The sequence below is a fragment of the Bradyrhizobium sp. th-b2 genome, assembly GCF_000426785.1.
GTDB classification, from domain to species: Bacteria; Pseudomonadota; Alphaproteobacteria; order Rhizobiales; family Xanthobacteraceae; genus Bradyrhizobium; species Bradyrhizobium septentrionale.
On record NZ_AUGA01000064.1, the window covers coordinates 12,586 to 32,003 of the forward strand.

11 protein-coding genes and 1 pseudogene are annotated in these 19,418 nt (G+C 65.2%); 8 read left to right on the plus strand and 4 right to left on the minus strand.

What is annotated here, in order from left to right; genetic code table 11:
* Window positions 1–87: 87 nt before the first annotated feature.
* Window positions 88–1,419, plus strand: a complete 1,332-nt coding sequence (gene dctA, locus K359_RS0139835; protein WP_029084211.1) for a C4-dicarboxylate transporter DctA — start codon at window positions 88–90, stop codon at window positions 1,417–1,419.
* A 13-nt stretch (window positions 1,420–1,432) separates the two neighbouring features.
* Here the strand turns inward: dctA and K359_RS0139840 are convergent, their stop codons facing one another.
* Together K359_RS0139840 and K359_RS0139845 are read right to left on the minus strand one after the other, a co-directional pair.
* Window positions 1,433–2,665 (minus strand): FAD-binding oxidoreductase, encoded by a 1,233-nt coding sequence (locus K359_RS0139840; RefSeq protein ID WP_029084212.1) that lies wholly within the window; start codon window positions 2,663–2,665, stop codon window positions 1,433–1,435.
* 106 nt (window positions 2,666–2,771) lie between these two features.
* Window positions 2,772–5,990 carry a ribonuclease E/G gene (locus tag K359_RS0139845; RefSeq protein ID WP_029084213.1) on the minus strand — a complete coding sequence of 1,073 codons (3,219 nt, stop codon included), beginning with the start codon at window positions 5,988–5,990 and terminating at the stop codon, window positions 2,772–2,774.
* 705 nt (window positions 5,991–6,695) lie between these two features.
* On the opposite strand from K359_RS0139845, the gene K359_RS0139850 reads away from it, so the two are divergent.
* The 5 genes from K359_RS0139850 (at window position 6,696) to K359_RS0139870 (ending at window position 13,933) form a co-directional block, all read left to right on the plus strand.
* Window positions 6,696–8,027: an N-acetylmuramoyl-L-alanine amidase gene (locus K359_RS0139850; protein ID WP_029084214.1), complete on the plus strand. Its 1,332-nt coding sequence runs from the start codon at window positions 6,696–6,698 to the stop codon at window positions 8,025–8,027.
* Between the two features lie 282 nt (window positions 8,028–8,309).
* Complete coding sequence (locus tag K359_RS0139855) at window positions 8,310–10,811, plus strand: penicillin-binding protein 1A (protein ID WP_029084215.1); 2,502 nt, start codon at window positions 8,310–8,312, stop codon at window positions 10,809–10,811.
* A gap of 97 nt (window positions 10,812–10,908) precedes the next feature.
* Window positions 10,909–12,040 (plus strand): peptide chain release factor 2 gene (prfB, locus tag K359_RS0139860; RefSeq protein ID WP_156928927.1). Its coding sequence is split into 2 segments (ribosomal slippage): window positions 10,909–10,977 and window positions 10,979–12,040, totalling 1,131 coding nucleotides; the frame shifts between segments, so codons are not numbered across the junction.
* Between the two features lie 3 nt (window positions 12,041–12,043).
* On the plus strand, window positions 12,044–12,913 hold the full coding sequence (locus tag K359_RS0139865) for an NAD(P)-dependent oxidoreductase (RefSeq protein ID WP_029084217.1): 870 nt from the start codon (window positions 12,044–12,046) through the stop codon (window positions 12,911–12,913).
* A gap of 84 nt (window positions 12,914–12,997) precedes the next feature.
* Complete coding sequence (locus tag K359_RS0139870; RefSeq protein WP_029084218.1) at window positions 12,998–13,933, plus strand: DMT family transporter; 936 nt, start codon at window positions 12,998–13,000, stop codon at window positions 13,931–13,933.
* On the opposite strand, the gene K359_RS0139875 is transcribed toward K359_RS0139870, so the two are convergent.
* Entirely contained in the window at window positions 13,893–16,046 is a 2,154-nt protein-coding gene (locus K359_RS0139875; protein WP_029084219.1) for a carbamoyltransferase C-terminal domain-containing protein, read from the minus strand. The two genes, K359_RS0139870 and K359_RS0139875, sit on opposite strands and share 41 nt — an antisense overlap.
* Window positions 16,047–16,207: 161 nt before the next feature.
* Here K359_RS0139875 and K359_RS54600 point away from each other — a divergent pair.
* A pseudogene (locus tag K359_RS54600) lies at window positions 16,208–17,442 on the plus strand (ABC transporter substrate-binding protein).
* Between the two features lie 605 nt (window positions 17,443–18,047).
* Here the strand turns inward: K359_RS54600 and K359_RS0139885 are convergent.
* A complete protein-coding gene (locus tag K359_RS0139885) occupies window positions 18,048–18,845 on the minus strand; it encodes a bifunctional 2-polyprenyl-6-hydroxyphenol methylase/3-demethylubiquinol 3-O-methyltransferase UbiG (RefSeq protein ID WP_029084220.1) in 798 nt (265 codons plus the stop codon).
* Between the two features lie 347 nt (window positions 18,846–19,192).
* On the opposite strand from K359_RS0139885, the gene K359_RS0139895 reads away from it, so the two are divergent.
* A partial coding sequence (locus tag K359_RS0139895; RefSeq protein WP_029084221.1) for a transposase occupies window positions 19,193–19,418 on the plus strand: 226 nt, incomplete at its 3' end.

Consider the following 19,418-nt stretch of genomic DNA (forward strand, 5'->3'; position numbering starts at 1 on the left):
AGCGGCAGCGCACACACAGTTTCCAGTTTGACTTCAACCGCCAAGTTGATCTTGGCTATTTCCGCCATTTCTGAGGGGGAGTGACACATGGCAACGACAACCGTTGCCACGGCTGCGCCGGCGAGCGCCGGCAAGCCGTGGTACAAGATTCTCTATGTCCAGGTCCTGATCGCGATCGTGCTCGGCGCGCTGGTCGGCGCGTTCTGGCCCAGCCTTGCCACCAACGAGTGGATCAAGGCGCTCGGCGACGGCTTCATCAAGCTGATCAAGATGGTGATCGCGCCGATCATCTTCTGCACCGTGGTGTCGGGCATTGCCCATATCCAGGATGCCAAGAAGGTCGGCCGCATCGGCGTCAAGGCGCTGGTCTATTTCGAGGTGGTCTCGACCTTCGCGCTGGTGCTCGGCTTGCTGGTTGGCAATCTGGTCAGGCCGGGCGCAGGCTTTGGCAATGCGGCGGCGAACGCGCAGGCGGTTGCCGGCTATGCCAAGCAGGCGGAGGCGCAGAAGAGCGTCGACTTCGTGCTGCATATCATTCCGGACACCGTGGTGGGCGCATTCGCGCAGGGCGAGATCCTGCAGGTGCTGCTGTTCTCGGTGCTTTTCGGCTTCGCGCTCATGGGGCTGGGCGAGCGCGGCCACACCATCCGCTCGTTCATCGACGACGCCGCGCATGCGGTGTTCGGCGTGATCTCGATCGTGATGCGGGCGGCGCCGATCGGCGCGTTCGGCGCGATGGCCTTCACCATCGGCAAGTTCGGCACCGGCGCCATCCTCAACCTGATGGGGCTGATCGCGACGTTCTATCTGACCGCGGCGCTGTTCGTGTTGGTGGTGCTCGGCTTCATCGCGCGGACCGCCGGGTTCTCCATCTTCAAGTTCCTGGCCTATATCAAGGACGAGCTGTTGATCGTGCTCGGCACCTCGTCGTCCGAAAGCGCACTGCCGTCATTGATGGAGAAGCTCGAACGGCTCGGCTGCTCGAAGTCGGTGGTCGGCCTCGTGGTGCCCACGGGCTACTCGTTCAACCTCGACGGCACCAACATCTACATGACGCTGGCGACGTTGTTCATCGCGCAGGCGCTGGGCTTCGACCTCTCGTTCGGCCAGCAGCTCACGATCTTGATCGTGGCGATGCTGACCTCGAAGGGCGCCTCCGGCATCACCGGCGCGGGCTTCATCACGCTGGCGGCGACGCTTGCGGTGGTCGATCCGCGGCTGGTGCCGGGCATGGCGATCGTGCTCGGCATCGACAAGTTCATGAGCGAGTGCCGCGCGCTGACCAATCTGTGCGGCAACGGCGTCGCCTGCGTGATCGTCGCCTGGTGGGAGGGCGAGCTCGATCGCGACAAGCTCAATGCCAATCTCGCCCGGCAGATCGACCCGACCGACCTGGAGACCGCGCTGACGACGGATTAATTCGCGTCCGGAATCAGAACCGGTCCAGCCGATACGGCGAGGTATCCACGGCGGATGCCTCGCCGTTCATCGTTTCGGCCAGCACCCGCGCCGTCGCGGGGCCGAGCGTGAAGCCCTGATGGCCGTGGCCGAAATTCACCCACAGCCCGCGATGGCGGGGCGTTGGCCCGAGCACAGGCAGCATGTCGGTGGTGCAGGGGCGGGTGCCGAACCAGGGCTCGGGCTCGACGCGGCTGCCGATCTCGAGCAATTGCCGCGCCGCAGCTTCGGCATGGCCGAGCTGGATCGGCGTGGCCGGCGCGTCGGGACTGGTCAGCTCTGCGCCGGTGGTGATGCGGATGCCCTTGGCCATCGGCGCCATCGCGTAGCCATTCGCGGTGTCGACCAGCGGCAGGTCGAGCGATCGGCCGCCCTGGTAGTGCATGTGGTAGCCGCGCTTGCGCACCAGCGGGATCCGGTAGCCGAACTTGCGCAGCAATTGCGGTGACCACGGCCCGAGCGTGACCACGACGTGGGCGGCATCGATCCGGCCGCCATCGGTGGCGACCGACCAGCCGGACGCGGTCTCGGTCAGCGTCTGCGCGTCACCGCGCAGCAGCGTGCCGCCGAGGCGCTCGAACAACCCGGCGTAGGCCGAGACCAGACCGCCGGGGTCCGACACGGTCCACGGCTCGAGCCAGTGAATGGCGCCGGGCAGGTCGTCGCGCAGCAGGGGCTCCGCCCGGGCGAGCTCGCCGCCATCAAGCACACGGAATTTCACGCCGAAGTCACGCTGGTTCTCTTCTGCCACCGCGATCGCTTGCTCGAGCGCTGCCGGGTCGCGATGCAGCAGGCGATAGCCGGCGCGGCGGATCAGATTGTCGGCATGGGCCTCGCGGATCAGCGTGTCGTGCTCGGCAGTGGCGTAAGCGATCAGGCGCGCCCAGGCGATGGTGGCCTCGCGGTGCCGCTCGGGCGTCGAGTTCCACCAGTAGCGCAGCAGCGGACCCGCGTGCTGCGGCAGCGACGCCAGCCGATAGCGTACGTCGTTGGTGCGTCCCATCGCGATTCGGGCGAGTGTGGCGGGATCGCGCGGCATCGGATAGGGCCGCACCGCTTCGCTTTGAATGATCCCGGCGTTGCCGTAGCTGGTTTCCCGGCCCGGTTCCTTGCGGTCGACGAGCGTGACCGCCCAGCCGCGCCGCTGCAGATGCACCGCCGTGCTGACGCCCACCATGCCGCCGCCAAGAACGATCGCGCTTTGCATTGGGATCCGTCTCCGTCAGGCTCCGTCACGCCGGCGCCTGACGAACGGTTCGCCTGTCCAATAAAAACGCCCGGCGTGAACCGGGCGTTTTGACTTCCAGGGAGCGCTAGTTGCCGCCGCCGCCGAAGCGGCGCGACCACCAGCCCTTGCGGGTCGGAGCCTCGGCCGTAGCGGCCGGCGCCGCCTCCTGGGCAACGGCTGCGGGCTCAGGGGCAGCTTCCTCAGCCGGGCTCTGAGCCAGCGCGTGCGCTGGTGTTTCAGGCTGCGGGCTCGACGCGAAGCTGACCTTCTCGCGCACCGTCGAACGGCGCCGCTGCGCGCGGTCGCTTTCGGCGGCCGTGTCCTCGGCGGCTGCGGCAGCAGCCTCCGGCGCGGGCGCCGCAACGGCCTCGACAGGTGCAGCCTCGATCGGCTGCCATTCCTGCGGCTGGGCGAACAGCTCGGGCTGCGCGAGCAAGGGAGCCGGCTCCGCGTCATGGCTATCGAAATCGGCGACCGCGTCGGCGGCTTCCGGTGCTGCGGCAGGGCTCAGCTCGTCGGCGATCGATCCCGCGAGACCGTCATCCGGTCCGCTGCCGCGCCGGCGGCGGCCGCCACGACGTCCGCGGCGGCGCGGGCGGCGATCGCCGTTGCCGGCCTCACTTGCGGACTGGTCATCGCGGGCCGCGCCCTGCGCTTCGTCGCCTTCGTCCTCGTCACCCTCGGCATCTTGCGCGGCAACCGCCTCGGTGCCCTCGGGCAGGACATGCATCAGATCGCCGTCGTCGCGCGGCGGCTGCGTGCCCTCGCGCGCTTCGTTGGCACCACCGCGGCCGCGGCGCCGGCGGCGGCGCTTGCGGCGCTGGCCGTCGCCTTCGCCCTCGGCGGCAGAGGCTTCCTCGCCGGCGGCCTGCTCATCGGCAAGGCCTTCGGTCTCGTCGGTCTCGACCTCGTATTCGAACAGCTCTTCCTCGTCGTCGGCCTCATCGGCCTGGGCCGGCGCGGCGGCGGCCTGCGCGGCCAGCAGCGCCTTGGCGGCCTCGAGCGTATGCACCTGCTCGCCGCGATCGATGATGTAGGATTGCTGGCCGTGCACCGTGGCGTCGGCCACGATCGACAGCGAGACCCGGAAGGAGTCTTCGAGGTCGCGCAGATGGCCCCGTTTGTGATTGAGCACGTAGAGCGCCACGTCGGTGCGGGTGCGGACCACCAGATTGTGGGTCGCGCCCTTCATCAGGATTTCCTCGATGCCGCGCAGCAGCTGCAGCGCCACCGACGAGACCGAGCGGACATGACCGCTTCCGCCGCATTGCGGGCAGGGCTCGGTCGAGCTTTCGAGCACGCTGGCGCGGATGCGCTGGCGCGACATTTCCAGCAGGCCGAAATGCGAGATGCGGCCGACCTGGATCCGCGCGCGATCCTGGCGCAGGCAGTCGGACAGCTTGCGCTCGACCGCGCGGTTGTTGCGCTTCTCGTCCATGTCGATGAAGTCGATGACGATCAGGCCGGCGAGATCGCGCAGACGCAATTGACGCGCGACTTCTTCCGCCGCTTCCAGATTGGTCTTGAGCGCGGTGTCCTCGATATGGTGCTCGCGCGTGGCGCGGCCGGAGTTGACGTCGATCGAGACCAGCGCCTCGGTCTGGTTGATGACGATGTAGCCGCCGGAGCGCAGTTGCACGGTAGGCGAGAACATCGCGTCGAGTTGGCTTTCGACGCCCATGCGCGAGAACAGCGGCTGGCCGTCGCGATACTGCTTCACCGCGCGCACATTGGCCGGCATCAGCATCTTCATGAAATCGCGCGCTTCACGGTAGCCGGCTTCGCCCGCCACCTGAATCTCGTCGATCTCCTTGTTGTAGAGGTCGCGCAGCGAGCGCTTGATCAGCGAGCCTTCCTCGTAGACCAGCGTCGGCGCCTGCGACTTCAGCGTCAGGTCGCGCACCGTCTCCCACATCCGGATCAGGTACTCGAAGTCGCGCTTGATCTCCGGCTTGCTGCGGGAGGCGCCGGCGGTGCGCAGGATGATCCCCATGCCCTCGGGCACGTCGAGATCCTGCACCACTTCCTTGAGCCGCGAGCGGTCCTGCGCGGAGGTGATCTTGCGGCTGATGCCGCCGCCGCGCGCGGTGTTGGGCATCAACACGGCATAGCGGCCGGCGAGCGACAGATAGGTGGTCAGCGCGGCGCCCTTGTTGCCGCGCTCTTCCTTGACGACCTGCACCAGCATGACTTGCCGGCGCTTGATCACTTCCTGGATCTTGTACTGGCGGCGCGGGCGGAACGCGCGCTCCGGAACCTCCTCGAGCACATCGTCGCCGCCGACGGACTCGACGACATCCTCTTCCTCGCCGTCGTCCTCGTCGTCATCTTCGCCGGCCTCGTCGCCATGCCGGGCCTCGGACGCGGTCGCATCAGCCAACGGGGCGTATTCGGCGCCCGCGTGCTCATCCGGGCTGGCGTGAACTTCGTCCGCAGCGATATGCGGCGCGTCGTCGGCATGCGCGGCGTTCTCTTCGACCTGTTCCTGATGGGCCCGGTCAGGCTCATGATTGACCTCGACCGTCTCGACGGCCTCAGGCGCGGCAGACGCAACCGAGGCTTCGACCGCCGCGACCACGGGGTCGGACTGGGTGTCGGCGGCCGGCGCCTCGCTCACGGCCGGGGCGTGGTCGTGATCGTGCGCATGATCGTGGTCGTGATGGTCGTGGTCATGATGGTCATGGTCGTGATCGTCGTGACCATGACCATGGTGATGCTCGTGATCATGGTCGTGATGCTCATGGTCCTCGTGATGGGCATGATCATGCGGCTCATGCTCGTGGTCGTGACCTTCGTAGGCGACCACGCCATGATCGTGATGCCCGGCATCATGTTCATGCTGCCCGGCATCGACGGGGTGTTCGTGAGCCTCATTGGCCGGCTGCGCCTGCGCGTCGCCAGCACCCTCGATCACCTCACTCTGGACGCGCTCGCCATGGCCGCGGCGACGGGCGTTGCGATGGCGCGACCGGCGGCGATGGCCGCGATTCTCGTGCTCTTCCTCGGCCTCGCGATGGGCGCGTTCGTCGGCTTCGATCAGCGCCTGACGGTCGGCGACCGGGATCTGGTAGTAGTCGGGATGGATTTCGCTGAAGGCAAGGAAGCCGTGCCGGTTGCCGCCATACTCGATGAAGGCGGCCTGCAGCGACGGCTCTACGCGCGTAACCTTGGCGAGGTAAATGTTGCCGCGCAGCTGCTTGCGCTGGGCGGTCTCGAAATCAAACTCTTCGACGCGATTGCCACGGACCACGACGACCCGGGTCTCTTCCGGGTGGGTGGCATCGATCAACATCTTGTTGGGCATTTTGGAGCTCTTGGCGGCGGCGGGCGCGGATCATGGCGCGCGCAAATAGCGCCGCCCGGTGACGCGACGGTCCACCTGATTCGGGGGTGAGGGGAAGGCCAAAACGCGTCTCGCGGCGCAGCGCCGGACGGGAACCCACCGGGATGATGCGACGGGCGAAGCTTTCACCTCGCGTCAGCGCGATCATTCGGGGGATCCTGGTCGGCAATACAGTCTGGCGCATTAAGCGTCGGCCCGTCTAAACATGTTGGCGGCGAGAAATACCGCCGTATCTTTTGCTGAAGACCCCGCCTGGCGCCGAAGCGCCTGCCGGCCATCGCATATCGAGGCCCCAAGGGACCGGATAATCAGTTATGCCGTGTCTCAAACCGTCCCTCTGGCGAGGGAGTGTGCCTGGGACCGGACGCCGCTCGGGCTCGAATCCGCCACTCCATGTCAGCCGCGCGCGGCGCTGGCTGGGGAGGGACCGGAAAAACACGGCGGGATCTTCGATCTGGAAGGTTCCACCGCTGCACCGGGAGGCTGAACGCGACACAACCGGGAGTACTAGCCGTCAGCACCCCGTACATACGTGGATTGACAGCCGCGTGCAAGGGAAGCGTCACGCCGCCGCAACACTCGGTTCTTTTCGCCTGAGTGTCATTAGGGCGTGATTAACCGTCCGGTTCTAATGCGGTAAGAAGCAGTCGGGAGGCTCCGAATCGGGTGGCGAGCCGTGCAAATCACCTTGTTTTTCTGGGATGCGGGCTGTTGTGCGCCGCAGCATTGATGTTTGCCATAGCCAGCGCTCCGAGCGCCGCCGAGGGACCGCAGGGCGGCCAGGCTGCCCCGGCCGCCGGTGCCCCCGCCGCCCCGAATTTCCCGGTCGCATCCGGTGCCAGGCTCGCCGGCGACGACAAGCAGACCCGATTCATCCTCGACCTCGACCGCAAGATCGAGTTTCGCGCCTTTCCGCTGGCCGACCCTTACCGGGTCGTCGTCGACATCCCGCAGGTCAATTTCCAGCTCGCGGCCGGTACCGGCTCGGCGGGCCGGGGACTGGTGAAGGCATTCCGCTATGGGCTGGTGATGCCGGGCGGCTCCCGAATCGTGTTCGACCTGGCCGGGCCGGTGAAGATCGCCAATTCCTACGTGCTCGATGCCGCCAATGGCCAGCCGCCGCGGCTGGTGCTGGACTTCGAAGCGGTCGATCGCACCGCGTTCGTGCAGTCGCTTGCGCCCGAGAGCCGGCCCGAACTGAAGCCCGCGATTTCCGATGCAAACACCAGCAGCAACACCGTCACGGTTCCGCCGGTCACGACAGCGGCGCTGCCCCCGGTCGCGGTCACCGATCCCCGTCCGTTGATCGTGATCGATCCCGGTCACGGCGGCATCGATAACGGGACCCAGTCCGGCGGCGAGACGGAGAAGAATCTGGTGCTGGGCTTTGGCCTTGCCCTGCGCGACCGGATCGAGAAGTCCGGCAAGTATCGGGTGGTCATGACCCGGTCCGACGACACGTTCATTCCGCTGAATGACCGGGTGAAGATCGCCCGCACCCAGTCGGCGGCGCTGTTCGTCTCGATTCATGCCGACGCGCTGCCGCGCCGCGAGGGCGATGCCCAGGGCGCCACGATCTACACGGTGTCGGACAAGGCTTCCGACGCCGAGGCTGAGCGGCTGGCCGAGACGGAAAACAAGGCCGACGCCATAGCTGGCGTGAACCTGACGGACGAGCCGACCGAGGTCGCCGACATCCTGATCGACCTCGCGCAGCGCGAAACCAAGACCTTTTCCAACCGCTTCGCCCGTCTTCTGATGGATGAGATGAAGACCTCGGTGCGGATGCACAAGCATCCGCTCAAATCGGCCGGTTTCCGGGTGCTGAAGGCCCCCGACGTGCCGTCCGTGCTGGTCGAGATCGGCTACGTCTCCAACAAGGGCGACCTCGAGCACCTGGTCTCCGAGAGCTGGCGGAACAAGGCCGTCGGCGCGATGGCCCAGGCGATCGACGCGTTCTTCGCCAAACGGCTGGCAACCGCCGGACCGGCAAAGTGAAACTGGCCGCCTGAAAAGCCCGCTCCGTTGCCGGGAAGCCCTAGTTTGGCCACAGCGGCGACGGTATAGACAATGGACCGCAGGCCCGCAGAATCGACCATATTGTCCGGCGGCTCTTGTATTTTCGCGTGCGCAGGGCAGCTCGCTGGGCCAAGGCTTCGTTGTGTAAGGCCTCGTTGTTTGAGCCTTCGTTGTGCGAGGCTTTGTTGTGTGAGGCTTTCGCACTTTTGGACAGGCGCTCCCGACGACTGAGCGCCGGAGGGTAGGAACGGAACGTCGATAATGCGCCTGCTCGTGCGGTTCATGGGTTTCTTGTTCGCCGCCGGAACCGTTGTGTTCCTGGTTGGTGTCGCCGCCGTCGCAGGCGCGATCTGGCATTTCTCCAAGGATCTGCCCGACTACTCGCAGCTCCAGGATTACGAGCCGCCGGTGATGACCCGCGTGCATGCCTCCGATGGCGCGCTGCTCGGCGAATACTCCAAGGAGCGCCGGCTCTATCTGCCGATCCAGGCGGTGCCGAAGCTCGTGATCAACGCGTTCCTCGCCGCCGAGGACAAGAACTTCTACGAGCACGGCGGCATCGACTATCAGGGCATGGCGCGCGCCGCCGTTCTCTATGCGCAGAACTACGGCTCGAACCGCCGCCCGCAGGGTGCCTCGACTATCACCCAGCAGGTCGCGAAGAACTTCCTGCTCACCAACGAAGTGTCGTTCGCCCGCAAGATCAAGGAAGCCTTGCTGGCGATGCGCATCGAGCGCGCCTATTCCAAGGACCGCATCCTCGAACTTTATCTCAACGAAATCTATCTCGGGCTCGGCGCCTACGGCATCGCGGCGGCGTCGCTGGTCTATTTCGACAAGTCGGTCAACGAGCTGACGATCGCGGAGGCGTCCTATCTCGCCGCGCTGCCGAAGGCACCGGCTGCATTGCATCCCGTGCGCAACCGCGATCGCGCGATCGAGCGCCGCAACTATGTGATCGATCGCCTGCTCGAGAACGGCTGGATCAAGCAGGCCGACGCCGACAAGGCGCGCAAGGACCCGCTCGTCGTCACCAGCCGTTCCAATGGCGCGCACATCTTCGCCGGCGAATATTTCGCCGAGGAGGTTCGCCGCGACATCTTCGAGCGCTACGGCGAAAAGAAACTCTACGAGGGCGGGCTGTCGGTCCGCACCACGCTGGATCCCAAGATCCAGGTGATGGCGCGCAAGACCATGGTGGCGGGGCTCGTCAATTACGATGAGGCGCAGGGCTGGCGCGGCGCGCTCCACAAGCTCGATGTGTCGGGCGACTGGGGCGTCAAGCTTGCCGACGTCAAATCGCTCTCCGACATCTCGCCATGGCGGATGGCCGTGGTGCTGGAGACCAGCGACCAGTCGGCGCGGATCGGCTTCCAGCCGGGCCGCGAGCTCGGTGGCGCGGTCAGCAAGGAGCGGCAGACCGGCATCATCACGATGGATGGGGTGCGCTGGGCCAAGGCCAAGGGCAAGGCGCCGACGGCGGTTTCGCAGGTGCTGCAGCCGGGCGACGTGATCTATGCCGATCCGCTGGTGACCAAGGAGGGCACGGCGGTCGAAGGCCAGTACCGCCTGCGGCAATTGCCCGAAGTCTCCGGCGCGATGGTGGCGATGGATCCGTGGACCGGCCGCGTGCTCGCGATGGTCGGCGGCTTCTCGTTCGACCAGAGCCAGTTCAACCGCGCGACGCAGGCCTACCGGCAGCCCGGATCGTCGTTCAAGCCCATCGTGTACTCGTCGGCGCTGGACAACGGCTACACGCCGTCGACCACCGTGATCGATGCGCCGATCGAGATCGATCAGGGGCAGGGCGGCGGCGTGTGGCGTCCGGAGAACTATTCGACCGGCAAGTATTACGGCCCGACCACGCTGCGGAACGCGCTGCAACGCTCGCTCAACACCGTCACGGTGCGCCTCGCGCAGGACATCGGCATGCCGCTGGTCGGCGAGTATGCAAAACGCTTCGGCGTCTATGACGAACTGCCGAACTATCTGTCGTATGCGCTGGGTGCCGGTGAAACCACCGTCATGCGCATGGTTACCGCGTATTCGATGTTCGCCAATGGCGGCCGTCGCGTGAAGCCGACGCTGATCGATCGCATCCAGGACCGCTACGGCCACACCATCTTCAAGCACGACACCCGCGAATGCCGCGGCTGCGACGCGCCCGGAGGCTGGAAGAGCCAGCCCGAGCCGCAACTCGTCGACCGCCGCGAGCAGGTGCTCGATCCGATGACCGCCTACCAGATCACCGAGATGATGGAAGGCGTGGTCCAGCGCGGCACCGCCACCGTCGTCAAGGAGGTCGGCAAGCCGATCGCCGGCAAGACCGGCACCACCAACGACGAGAAGGACGTCTGGTTCGTCGGCTTCTCGCCGGATCTCGCGGTCGGCGTCTACATGGGCTACGACAAGCCGCGCAATCTTGGCCGCGCCGCTACCGGCGGCCACGTCGCAGCGCCAATCGCCCGCGACTTCCTCAAGCTTGCGCTCGCCGACAAGCCGCCGACGCCGTTCAAGGTTCCGGCCGGCATCAAGCTGATCCGCGTCGACGCCAAGTCCGGCATGCGAGCCGGCCCCGGCGATAGCGGCAACACCATCCTCGAGGCCTTCAAGCCGGGCACCGCGCCGCCGGACAACTATTCGGTGATCGGCGTCGCCGATGCCGACGGCCGTGGACCCGGTCCCGGCCCCCAGCCGTCGCAGAGTGGTGGACAGCCTGATGGCGGCTTCTTCATGCGTCCGGGAACCGGCGGGCTGTATTAATCGGCTTCGTGCCCAAATCGCCGGGATAAGCCGATTGCGCTTTGCCGCGCCGGCCGCTACATCCCCGGCAAGCTTTTTTGCCAACACCTGAAAGACCATGCGCGCGGAAATCGAACGCCTTGTTGAAGAGATCAAGCAGTCAGTCGGGCTGCTGAGGAGGCATCTTTGACGTCGATCAATCGACGGCACGCCTCGCTGAGCTGAATAAGCTCGCTGAAGACCCCAATCTCTGGAACGATCCCCAGAAGGCCCAGCGGCTGATGCAGGAGCGTACCTCGCTGGAGGACGCGCTCTCTGGAATCGGCAAGGTCGAGCGCGAGCTCGAGGATCAGGTCGGCATGATCGAGCTCGGCGAGGCCGAGAACGATGCGGCCGTGGTCGCCGAGGCCGAGAAGGCGCTCAAGGACCTAAAGAAGGAGGTCGCCCGGCGCGAGCTCGAGGCGCTGCTCTCGGGCGAGGCTGACAAGTTCGATTCCTATCTCGAAGTTCATGCCGGCGCAGGCGGCACCGAGAGCCAGGACTGGGCGCAGATGCTGCTGCGCATGTACACGCGATGGGCGGAGAAGCACGGTTTCAAGATCGAGTTTCTCGAGGAGTCGCAGGGCGAAGAGGCCGGCATTAAGTCCGCCACCATCCAGATCTCCGGCCACAATGCCTATGGCTGGCTGAAGACCGAGGCCGGCGTGCATCGCCTGGTGCGGATCTCGCCGTTCGACTCGAATGCGCGGCGGCACACCTCGTTCTCGTCGGTGCAGATTTTCCCCGTGATCGACGACAGCATCAAGATCGAGATCAAGGAGGCCGACGTCCGCACCGACACCATGCGGTCGGGCGGCGCCGGCGGTCAGCACGTCAACAAGACCGAGTCGGCGGTGCGCTTGACGCACATCCCGACCGGCATCGCGGTGGTCTGCCAGGCCGGCCGCTCCCAGCACAAGAACCGGGCGCAGGCCTGGGACATGCTGCGCGCACGGCTGTATGAGATGGAGCTGAAGAAGCGCGAGGAGCAGGCCGCTGCCGATCAGGCCGCCAAGACCGACATCGGCTGGGGTCACCAGATCCGCTCCTACGTGCTGCAGCCCTATCAGATGGTGAAGGATTTGCGCACCGGCGTGCAGACCTCCGACACGTCGGGCGTGCTCGACGGCGATCTCGATGAATTCATGGCGGCGACGCTGGCGCAGCGTGCCTTCGGCACCGAGCCCGGCTCCGTCGAGGATGTGGATTAGCCCATGCCACGCGTCGCTTTCATCGGATTGGGACGCATGGGCCACGGGATGGCCGGCCGTTACCTCGATGCCGGCTTCACGGTCGCGGTGTGGAACCGCAGCAAGGCCAAGGCCGAGGATTTGATCGCGCGCGGGGCGCAATGGGCGACCTCGCCGGAGGATGCCGCGATCGATGCCGATGCCGTCGTGACCATGGTCGCCGACGATGAGGCATCGCGAGCGGTCTGGCTGACCAAGGACGGCGCCGCCGCGACCATGAAGGCCGGCACGCTCGCGATCGAATGCTCCACGGTCTCCTACCAGCACACGCTCGACATGGCGCACGAGTTGCGCAGCCGCGGCCTGATCTACATCGATTGTCCCGTCACCGGCCTGCCGGAAGCGGCGGCGGCCGGCAAGCTGACGCTGCTGGTGGGAGCTGATCCCGCTGATCTAGAGCGGGCGCATCCGTTCCTCACTCCGATCGGCAGCACGATCCGTCATTTCGGCGCGGTCGGCACCGGCACCGTGTTCAAGCTGATCAACAATCTGATCGGCGCAGTGCAGATCGCAAGCCTCGCCGAGGGCGTTGCGATCGCCGAGCAGGCCGGCCTCGACATGCAGCTGGTGGCCGAGGCGCTTTCGACCGGCGCGATCGCGAGCCCGCAGGTGATCCGCCACTCCAGGCGGATGATCGACCGCAACTTCTCCGGCGCGTCGTTCACTGCGGCGCTGCGTCACAAGGATGCGGATTACGCCGTGCGGCTGGCCGAGGCGCTGCTGCCCGGCGTGCCGGTGAGCCGCGCCGCGCTGGCCGCCTATGACAAGGCGAAGGCCCATGCGCCCGATGGCGATGAAGGCCAGATGATCGAGATCGTGTCGCGGCCGAAATAGGCGGGGCCGCCATTCACGGAAATCGGGTGGGAATATTCGCAAGCCTGCGCTAGTCACCTGTTCGAGTGCAGGTGAGTGCCCGACATGCCTTCCACCGACAACCGCATTGATAGCCGCGACTGGGGGCTGCTGGGTCTGCTGTCGGTGCTCTGGGGTGGGTCGTTCTTCTTCAACGGCGTGATCCTGCGCGAATTGCCGCCGCTGACCCTGGTGCTGCTCCGCGTGGTGCTCGGCATCGTGCTCTTGCTGCCGCTGCTGCGGGCCGCGAAGATCGAATGGCCGCGCGGCGCGTCCGGATGGGCGCCGTTTGTCGCGATGGGGCTGTTCAACAATGTGCTGCCGTTCTCGCTGATCGTGTTCGGGCAGACCTATATCCCGAGTGGCCTCGCCTCGATCCTCAATGCGACGACGCCGCTGTTTACGGTGGTCGTGATGGCGGCCGCCGGCGAGGAGCGGTTGCAGGCGCGCCGCGTGGCGGGCGTGGTGGTCGGCCTGATCGGGGTCGCGATCCTGCATGGCGATGCGCTCGGTTTCGAGAGCCGGCAGGGCATCGGCATCCTGCTGTGCCTCGCCGGCGCCTTCAGCTACGGCATTGCGGCGCTGGTCGGGCGGCGGCTGCCACAGCGGGTGCCGCCACTGGGCACGGCGACGTTCCAGATGATCGCATCGGCCGCGATGATGGCGCCCGTTGCCGGTGTGGTGGAGCGGCCGTGGCTGCTGCCGATGCCGCATCCGACGATATGGCTCGCGGTGCTCGGGCTCGCGGCGCTGTCGACGGCGCTGGCCTACATCGTGTTCTTTCGGATCCTGCAGCGCTCCGGCGCGACCAATGTGATGCTGGTGACGCTGCTCATCCCGGTGACCGCGATGCTGCTCGGCACGCTCGTGCTCGGCGAGCCGGTCGCGCCGCGCGAGGTGATCGGCGCGCTCGTGATCGCCAGCGCGCTGCTCCTGATCGACGGCCGCGTGCTGGGCTGGTTCAGCCGCGCGCCTGCTTCCACGCCGCATACCAGCCGGTGAAGCGGCCACTGTCGCGTTCGCCGCCGTGCCAGGCCGCATAGGTGGTGCCGTCGTCGGCGACCAGCACCACCGCATCGAGCCCCCTGGAGCGGCGCAGCGTGTCGATCGCCTGCGCCGGCGTCTGCGCGATTGGACCCGCGACGTTGAACGAGGTGTTGACCGACATCTCGACGCCGATATGGCGGCCGAGCGCCTTCAGATAGGCATAGGTGAGGGGATCGTCGGTCTCGCGCACGATCTGGATGCGGCCGGTGCCGTCGGCATGCACCACCGCCGGAATTTTCTCACGCGCCTCCGGCTTCGAATGCGCGGTCAGCACCATGTAGTTATAGGCGTTGTAGTCGCCGTCGGACGCGCCGTCTTTGAGCTCGAAATAGTCGCGCGCGGCCTGCAGCGTCGCCATCGGCGCCAACGGCCGGATCGCCTCGCGATATTTGACGCGCTCGTTGAGCCGCTCGCGCACACGCGGGTCGCAGGGGTTGGCGAGGATCGAGCGATGGCCGAGCGCGCGCGGGCCGGTTTCGGCCGCGCCCTGATAGATCGCGATCACGCCGCCTTGCGCCACCATGCTCGCCATCAGATCCGCGATCGCGTCGCGGCCTTGCGGCGTCGAGACGTTGCCGATCTCCATCGAGGCGACGTCGCCGTTCCTGAGCGCCGTCGTGATATCGGCGTTCGAGGGCGGCAGCCCGCAATAGAATGCGTGCGACAGCGGCGCACCGCGCGGGGCGCCCGCCATATGGGCGAACAGCCAGGCGGCGCCGATCGGCACGCCGGGATCGCCGGGCACCGGCGGCACCCACATATGCAGCCGCGTCTTGCGACCCTGCGCGCGCTCAAACCAGGCTTCGTCGAAATGCTCGAGCAGACGCATGTTGCCGAGCGCGTTCAGCGCCACGCCGCCGGTCAGCACCAGGCGGTCGGTGCCGGTGACGCGCAAGAGATGATCGATGACATGGATCATCGCGTCCTCGAACACCAACTGCGTCGCGGCGGCCTTGTCGAGCCGGTCCTTGGTGTCGGGACGATGATTGATGTCCTCGACACGCAGCACGGCGTCGGGATTCCAGAGCTGGTCGGAGCGCAGCGGCGGGCCCAGGATATCGATCAGCGGTTGATGGTAGGGATTGTCGGCGGGATCGGCATACCAGTTGGCCATCGCGCGATTGAGCCGCACGGTGCCGCCCGGCCCGAGCTGCAGCACCGCCTTCAGCCGCTGGTAATACGGATTGGTGGCGCGGTTCATGTCGCCCCAGGCGGCGGCGCCCATATAGCGGCCCTCGCTGGACAGCCAGGTCCAGCCGCCCTGGCTCGACGAGATCACGGTGTAGAAGGCGCCGAGCGAGTCGAACAGGCTCTCGTTGCAATAGAACTGCTTCATCTCGCCGTTCTCGGCGGCATAGAGCGAGATCGAGCCGACATCGCCGGTGCCGTCAAGCACCGCGATCGCAACCCGCTCGCGCTGATCTGCGAACGGCGAGGCCGTGAACGAGTACCAGGCGTGATTGTCGTGATGCGGCATGCAGATCAGCGGCAACTGCTCGCCGAGCCCGTACATCTGGCCGAGCCGGCGTGACAGCCGCCGCACCTGATCGAGCTGCCGCAGATTGATCGCGGGCGCGATCGGGGCGCGAAGCAATTTGAGGCTTGCCGGCGCTTCCTCCAGCGAGGTGCGGATCAGCATCGCCAGCAGCGCGGGATAGTCCCATGTCGTGACGAAGGCGGCGATGTCACCGATATCGCGGCCCATCCGCTGCAGCACCTTGCGCATGTCGTCGAGCGCATGCTGCGGAAACTCGTTGGTGTGCTTGTTGCCGGAAAAGCGCTCTTCCTCGTTGTTGAGGATCAGCCGCGGTCCGTCCTTCTGGGTGACCTCGACCAGCGCAACGCCGGTGTTGTGCGTGCCGGGGCAGGCGAGACCCGCGATGTAGATGGTCTCGCCGCGCTGCAGCCGCTCGCGGATCGAGGCGATCGTGCGCTGCGCGAACTCGCCGTTGGCCTTGTGCAGGCCACGCTTCGCCAGCACAGATTCACCGAGGCGGCGCGTGAGCTCATAGCCCGCGACCGCAATACGCGGATGCCGCGGACCGGTACGAATGTCCGGTTTACGCAATCAGAACGCCTCGACTCGTGAGCCCCAGATCGACCTTCAATCACAAATAGCGCCAGGCAACAATGCCGTTTCGCCCAACGGAAATACCCGGCGCTTGCCAGCACATGCGTCTCTTGCGAGACTTGCCGCCAAAACCAACGACAAAAATCGGGGAGAAAACGATGCCGGCTCGTCTCGGATATATTGGCGCAATCGCGGCGTTCGCAAGTGCCGCACTGATCGCGACCTCGGCCACGGCGCAGAAGAAATACGATCCCGGCGCGAGTGATGGCGAAATCAAGATCGGCAATATCATGCCATATAGCGGCCCGGCGTCGTCCTATGGTGTGATCGGCAAGACCGAGGCCGCGTTCTTCAAGATGATCAACGACCAGGGCGGCATCAACGGCCGCAAGATCAACTTCATCAGCTACGACGACGCCTATTCGCCGCCGAAGGCGATCGAGCAGGCGCGCAAGCTGGTCGAGAGCGACGAGGTGCTCTTGATCTTCCAGCCGCTCGGCACGCCGTCCAATTCGGCGATCATGAAGTACATGAATGCCAAGAAGGTGCCGCAATTGTTCGTCGCCTCGGGCGGCACCAAATTCGGCGATCCCAGGAACTTCCCTGGACGATGGGCTTTCAGCCCAACTACCAGAGCGAGGGACGCATCTACGCGAAATACATTCGCGACAATTTCCCGAACAGCAAGATCGCGGTGTTCTGGCAGAACGACGATGCCGGCAAGGATCAGTTCAAGGGCCTGAAGGACGGGCTCGGCGACAAGGTCGGCATGATCATCGCCGACAAGTCCTACGAGGTCTCCGATCCCTCGATCGATTCGCAGATCGTCGCGCTGCACGATTCCGGCGCCGACATCTTCTTCTCCTGGGCGGCGCCGAAGGGATCGGCACAGGCGATCCGCAAGGTCGGCGAGCTCGGCTGGAAGCCAAAGTTCTTCCTCGCCAACACCGCGACCACGGTCGCCTCGGTGCTGAAGCCTGCCGGGCTCGAATATTCCAAGGGCATCATCTCGACCCAATATCTGAAGGATCCGACCGACCCGACCTGGGACAAGGATCCCGCGGTCGTGAAGTGGCGCGGCTTTATGGACAAATACTATCCTGAGGGGGACAAGGCCAATTTCAACAGCGTCTATGGCTATGTGCAGTCGGAGGCCATGGTGCAGGTGTTGAAGCAGTGCGGCGACAATCTCACGCGCGAGAACGTCATGAAGCAGGCGGCCAGCCTGAAGAACTTCCACTCCGACCTGATGCTGCCGGGCATCATGGTCAACAGCTCGCCGGACGACTACTACCCGATCGAGCAGATGCAACTGATGCGGTTCAACGGCGAGGCCTGGGAGCTGTTCGGCGACGTGATCACGGGCGAGGTCGGGCACGACGCGACGCGGTAGGATCGGCATTTTTCGATACTCCCGTCATTGCGAGCGAAGCGAAGCAATCCAGCCCTCAGCATTTGCGGAACGATGGATTGCTTCGTCGCTTCGCTCCTCGCAATGACGGAATGAGTTCTGATTCAACTGTCAGATCGCTTGTTCGGTGTCATCACCCGCGAATGCGGGTGATCCAGTATTCCAGAGGCCGCAGTGTTTGAGCCGAGAGGCCGCGGCGTACTGGATCGCCCGGTCGAGCCGGGCGATGACAGTGTGGGTGGGGACGCAGCTTCGCATTCTCGCGACATGGTCGTCCGAGCTTTGCTCTTCGTTCCGCCCGTTCCCTGCGCGATAGTTTCACGGCTTACTTCGTGCTCTCCCCGCCGAGACTTGGCTTTTTTGTCACCGCCTCCGCGAAGATGCTTCGCATCTCGCGGGGGGGCCGCTGGGTCGTTCTGTCGCATCTCTCGAAACGGGCCGACGAGCGCAGCCACTCGTGCTCAGCTCCAACGTCCCAGGTTGGGTGGCACAAATCATCGCATCAAGTCTGCGACAGAAATCAGTCCTCAGCTTTACTCAGAGCCAGGATCATCGGCGACGGCGCACTGCACACGATCGCTGGCGCCTCAGCGCCGGCGCAGAACGTACACTCCGGCATAATCGCACTCTTCAAATCCGGGCGGCGTGGCCGCCTGTTCAAATAGCTCGGCAGATACGCGATTGATATCGTGCCGGTGCTGAGGTGGGTTAGGCATGACGTATGCTGCCTGATAGACGCGAGACATGTAGAGATAAAACCCGACGGATTCGAATGCGACGATCTCGAAATCCTTGGAGACGAAGTCCTCGAAGCTTTTCTTGCTGATTAGACGATTGTACTCGACGACGGTAACTGCCTGCAGCCCGGCCTTTTGGCGATATCGATTTAGAGCTTCCCAACCTTCTGTCCAACCTTCGCTCAGCAGGTAAAGTCCACCGGGCTTCACGACGCTGGCGATTTGATTGATCGCCTGCTTCTGCAGGTCCCAGGTCGGCAGGTTGATCAGGCAGCGAATGGTAACAGCTATGTCCGCTTGACCGAACTGGCGCGTGACAGGTTCAAGGTTCAGGACATCCGCTTGAGCAAAGCTGAGATTTTCGAGCCCCTGGCGCTGTGCCATGTCATTTGCGGCTTCGACAAAGGCAGGAATATAGTCGAAGCCCAATACCTCGCGTGCCTTCCTGGCGAACCGGGCGCTCGAGTGGCCATCGCCTGCGCCGATATCAAAAACCGTCGATCCGGTGGCCAGCCATCTTTCGATGGAAGCTTCAACCACCGTCTGCAGATACGGGTCGCGCGCGGTCGGACGTAGGCCGTCGGCATCCACCGGCTTTTCGGCCGCAGTCCGCCAGTAGTTTTCTATATCCGAAAGCGTAGGGGCCATTATGTGCTTTCCTTGCTCCTGACGACGTCATTGCTATGGATTCGGCTGGGGCATCTCGCTTGGCAATGTAACTCTCGCCGCCAGGTTTTTCATTGCCTCGGGAGTCGCCAATCTTGATGCTGCCGGATCTGTCGAGAATGACATTTGGGTCAATCTATGTGCGTTTTGCTACCGCGTTGCCGCGTCGCTCGGGGAGATCGCCGATAGACATGCGACGATTATCTAACCCGTCTTATTCGTCAGAGGCGCCTGAGAGGCTGGCGAGCGTGGTGTAAAGCGCTGATGCGGCGTAGGATTCGGTTGCAAAGCCAACCCCATCACCTTCAGCCGCGAACACCAGGCCCGCCATGACCGATGATACGATTCTGCCCTTCTCCGTTCACGCCAAGAAAGTCACAGCTGCCTTCGATGGCGGGCGGCTGACCTCGAACGGGGGCGTGATGCTTCTGGCGATGGCCGAGCGGCGTCTCGGCTTGGCCGACAATTTGGCCCGGGTGTTCCCGGATCGGCGCGATCCGACGCGGGTCGTGCACAGCCTGGTCGATATGTTCCGCGCGCGCATGTTCGCGATCT

Bases quoted from the DNA above. Each gene is read 5' to 3' on its own strand.
- dctA (WP_029084211.1), top strand. From the start codon at position 88: ATGGCAACGACAACCGTTGCCACGGCTGCGCCGGCGAGCGCCGGCAAG.
- K359_RS0139840 (WP_029084212.1), bottom strand. From the start codon at position 2,665: ATGCAAAGCGCGATCGTTCTTGGCGGCGGCATGGTGGGCGTCAGCACG.
- K359_RS0139845 (WP_029084213.1), bottom strand. From the start codon at position 5,990: ATGCCCAACAAGATGTTGATCGATGCCACCCACCCGGAAGAGACCCGG.
- K359_RS0139855 (WP_029084215.1), top strand. From the start codon at position 8,310: ATGCGCCTGCTCGTGCGGTTCATGGGTTTCTTGTTCGCCGCCGGAACC.
- K359_RS0139865 (WP_029084217.1), top strand. From the start codon at position 12,044: ATGCCACGCGTCGCTTTCATCGGATTGGGACGCATGGGCCACGGGATG.
- K359_RS0139870 (WP_029084218.1), top strand. From the start codon at position 12,998: ATGCCTTCCACCGACAACCGCATTGATAGCCGCGACTGGGGGCTGCTG.
- K359_RS0139885 (WP_029084220.1), bottom strand. From the start codon at position 18,845: ATGGCCCCTACGCTTTCGGATATAGAAAACTACTGGCGGACTGCGGCC.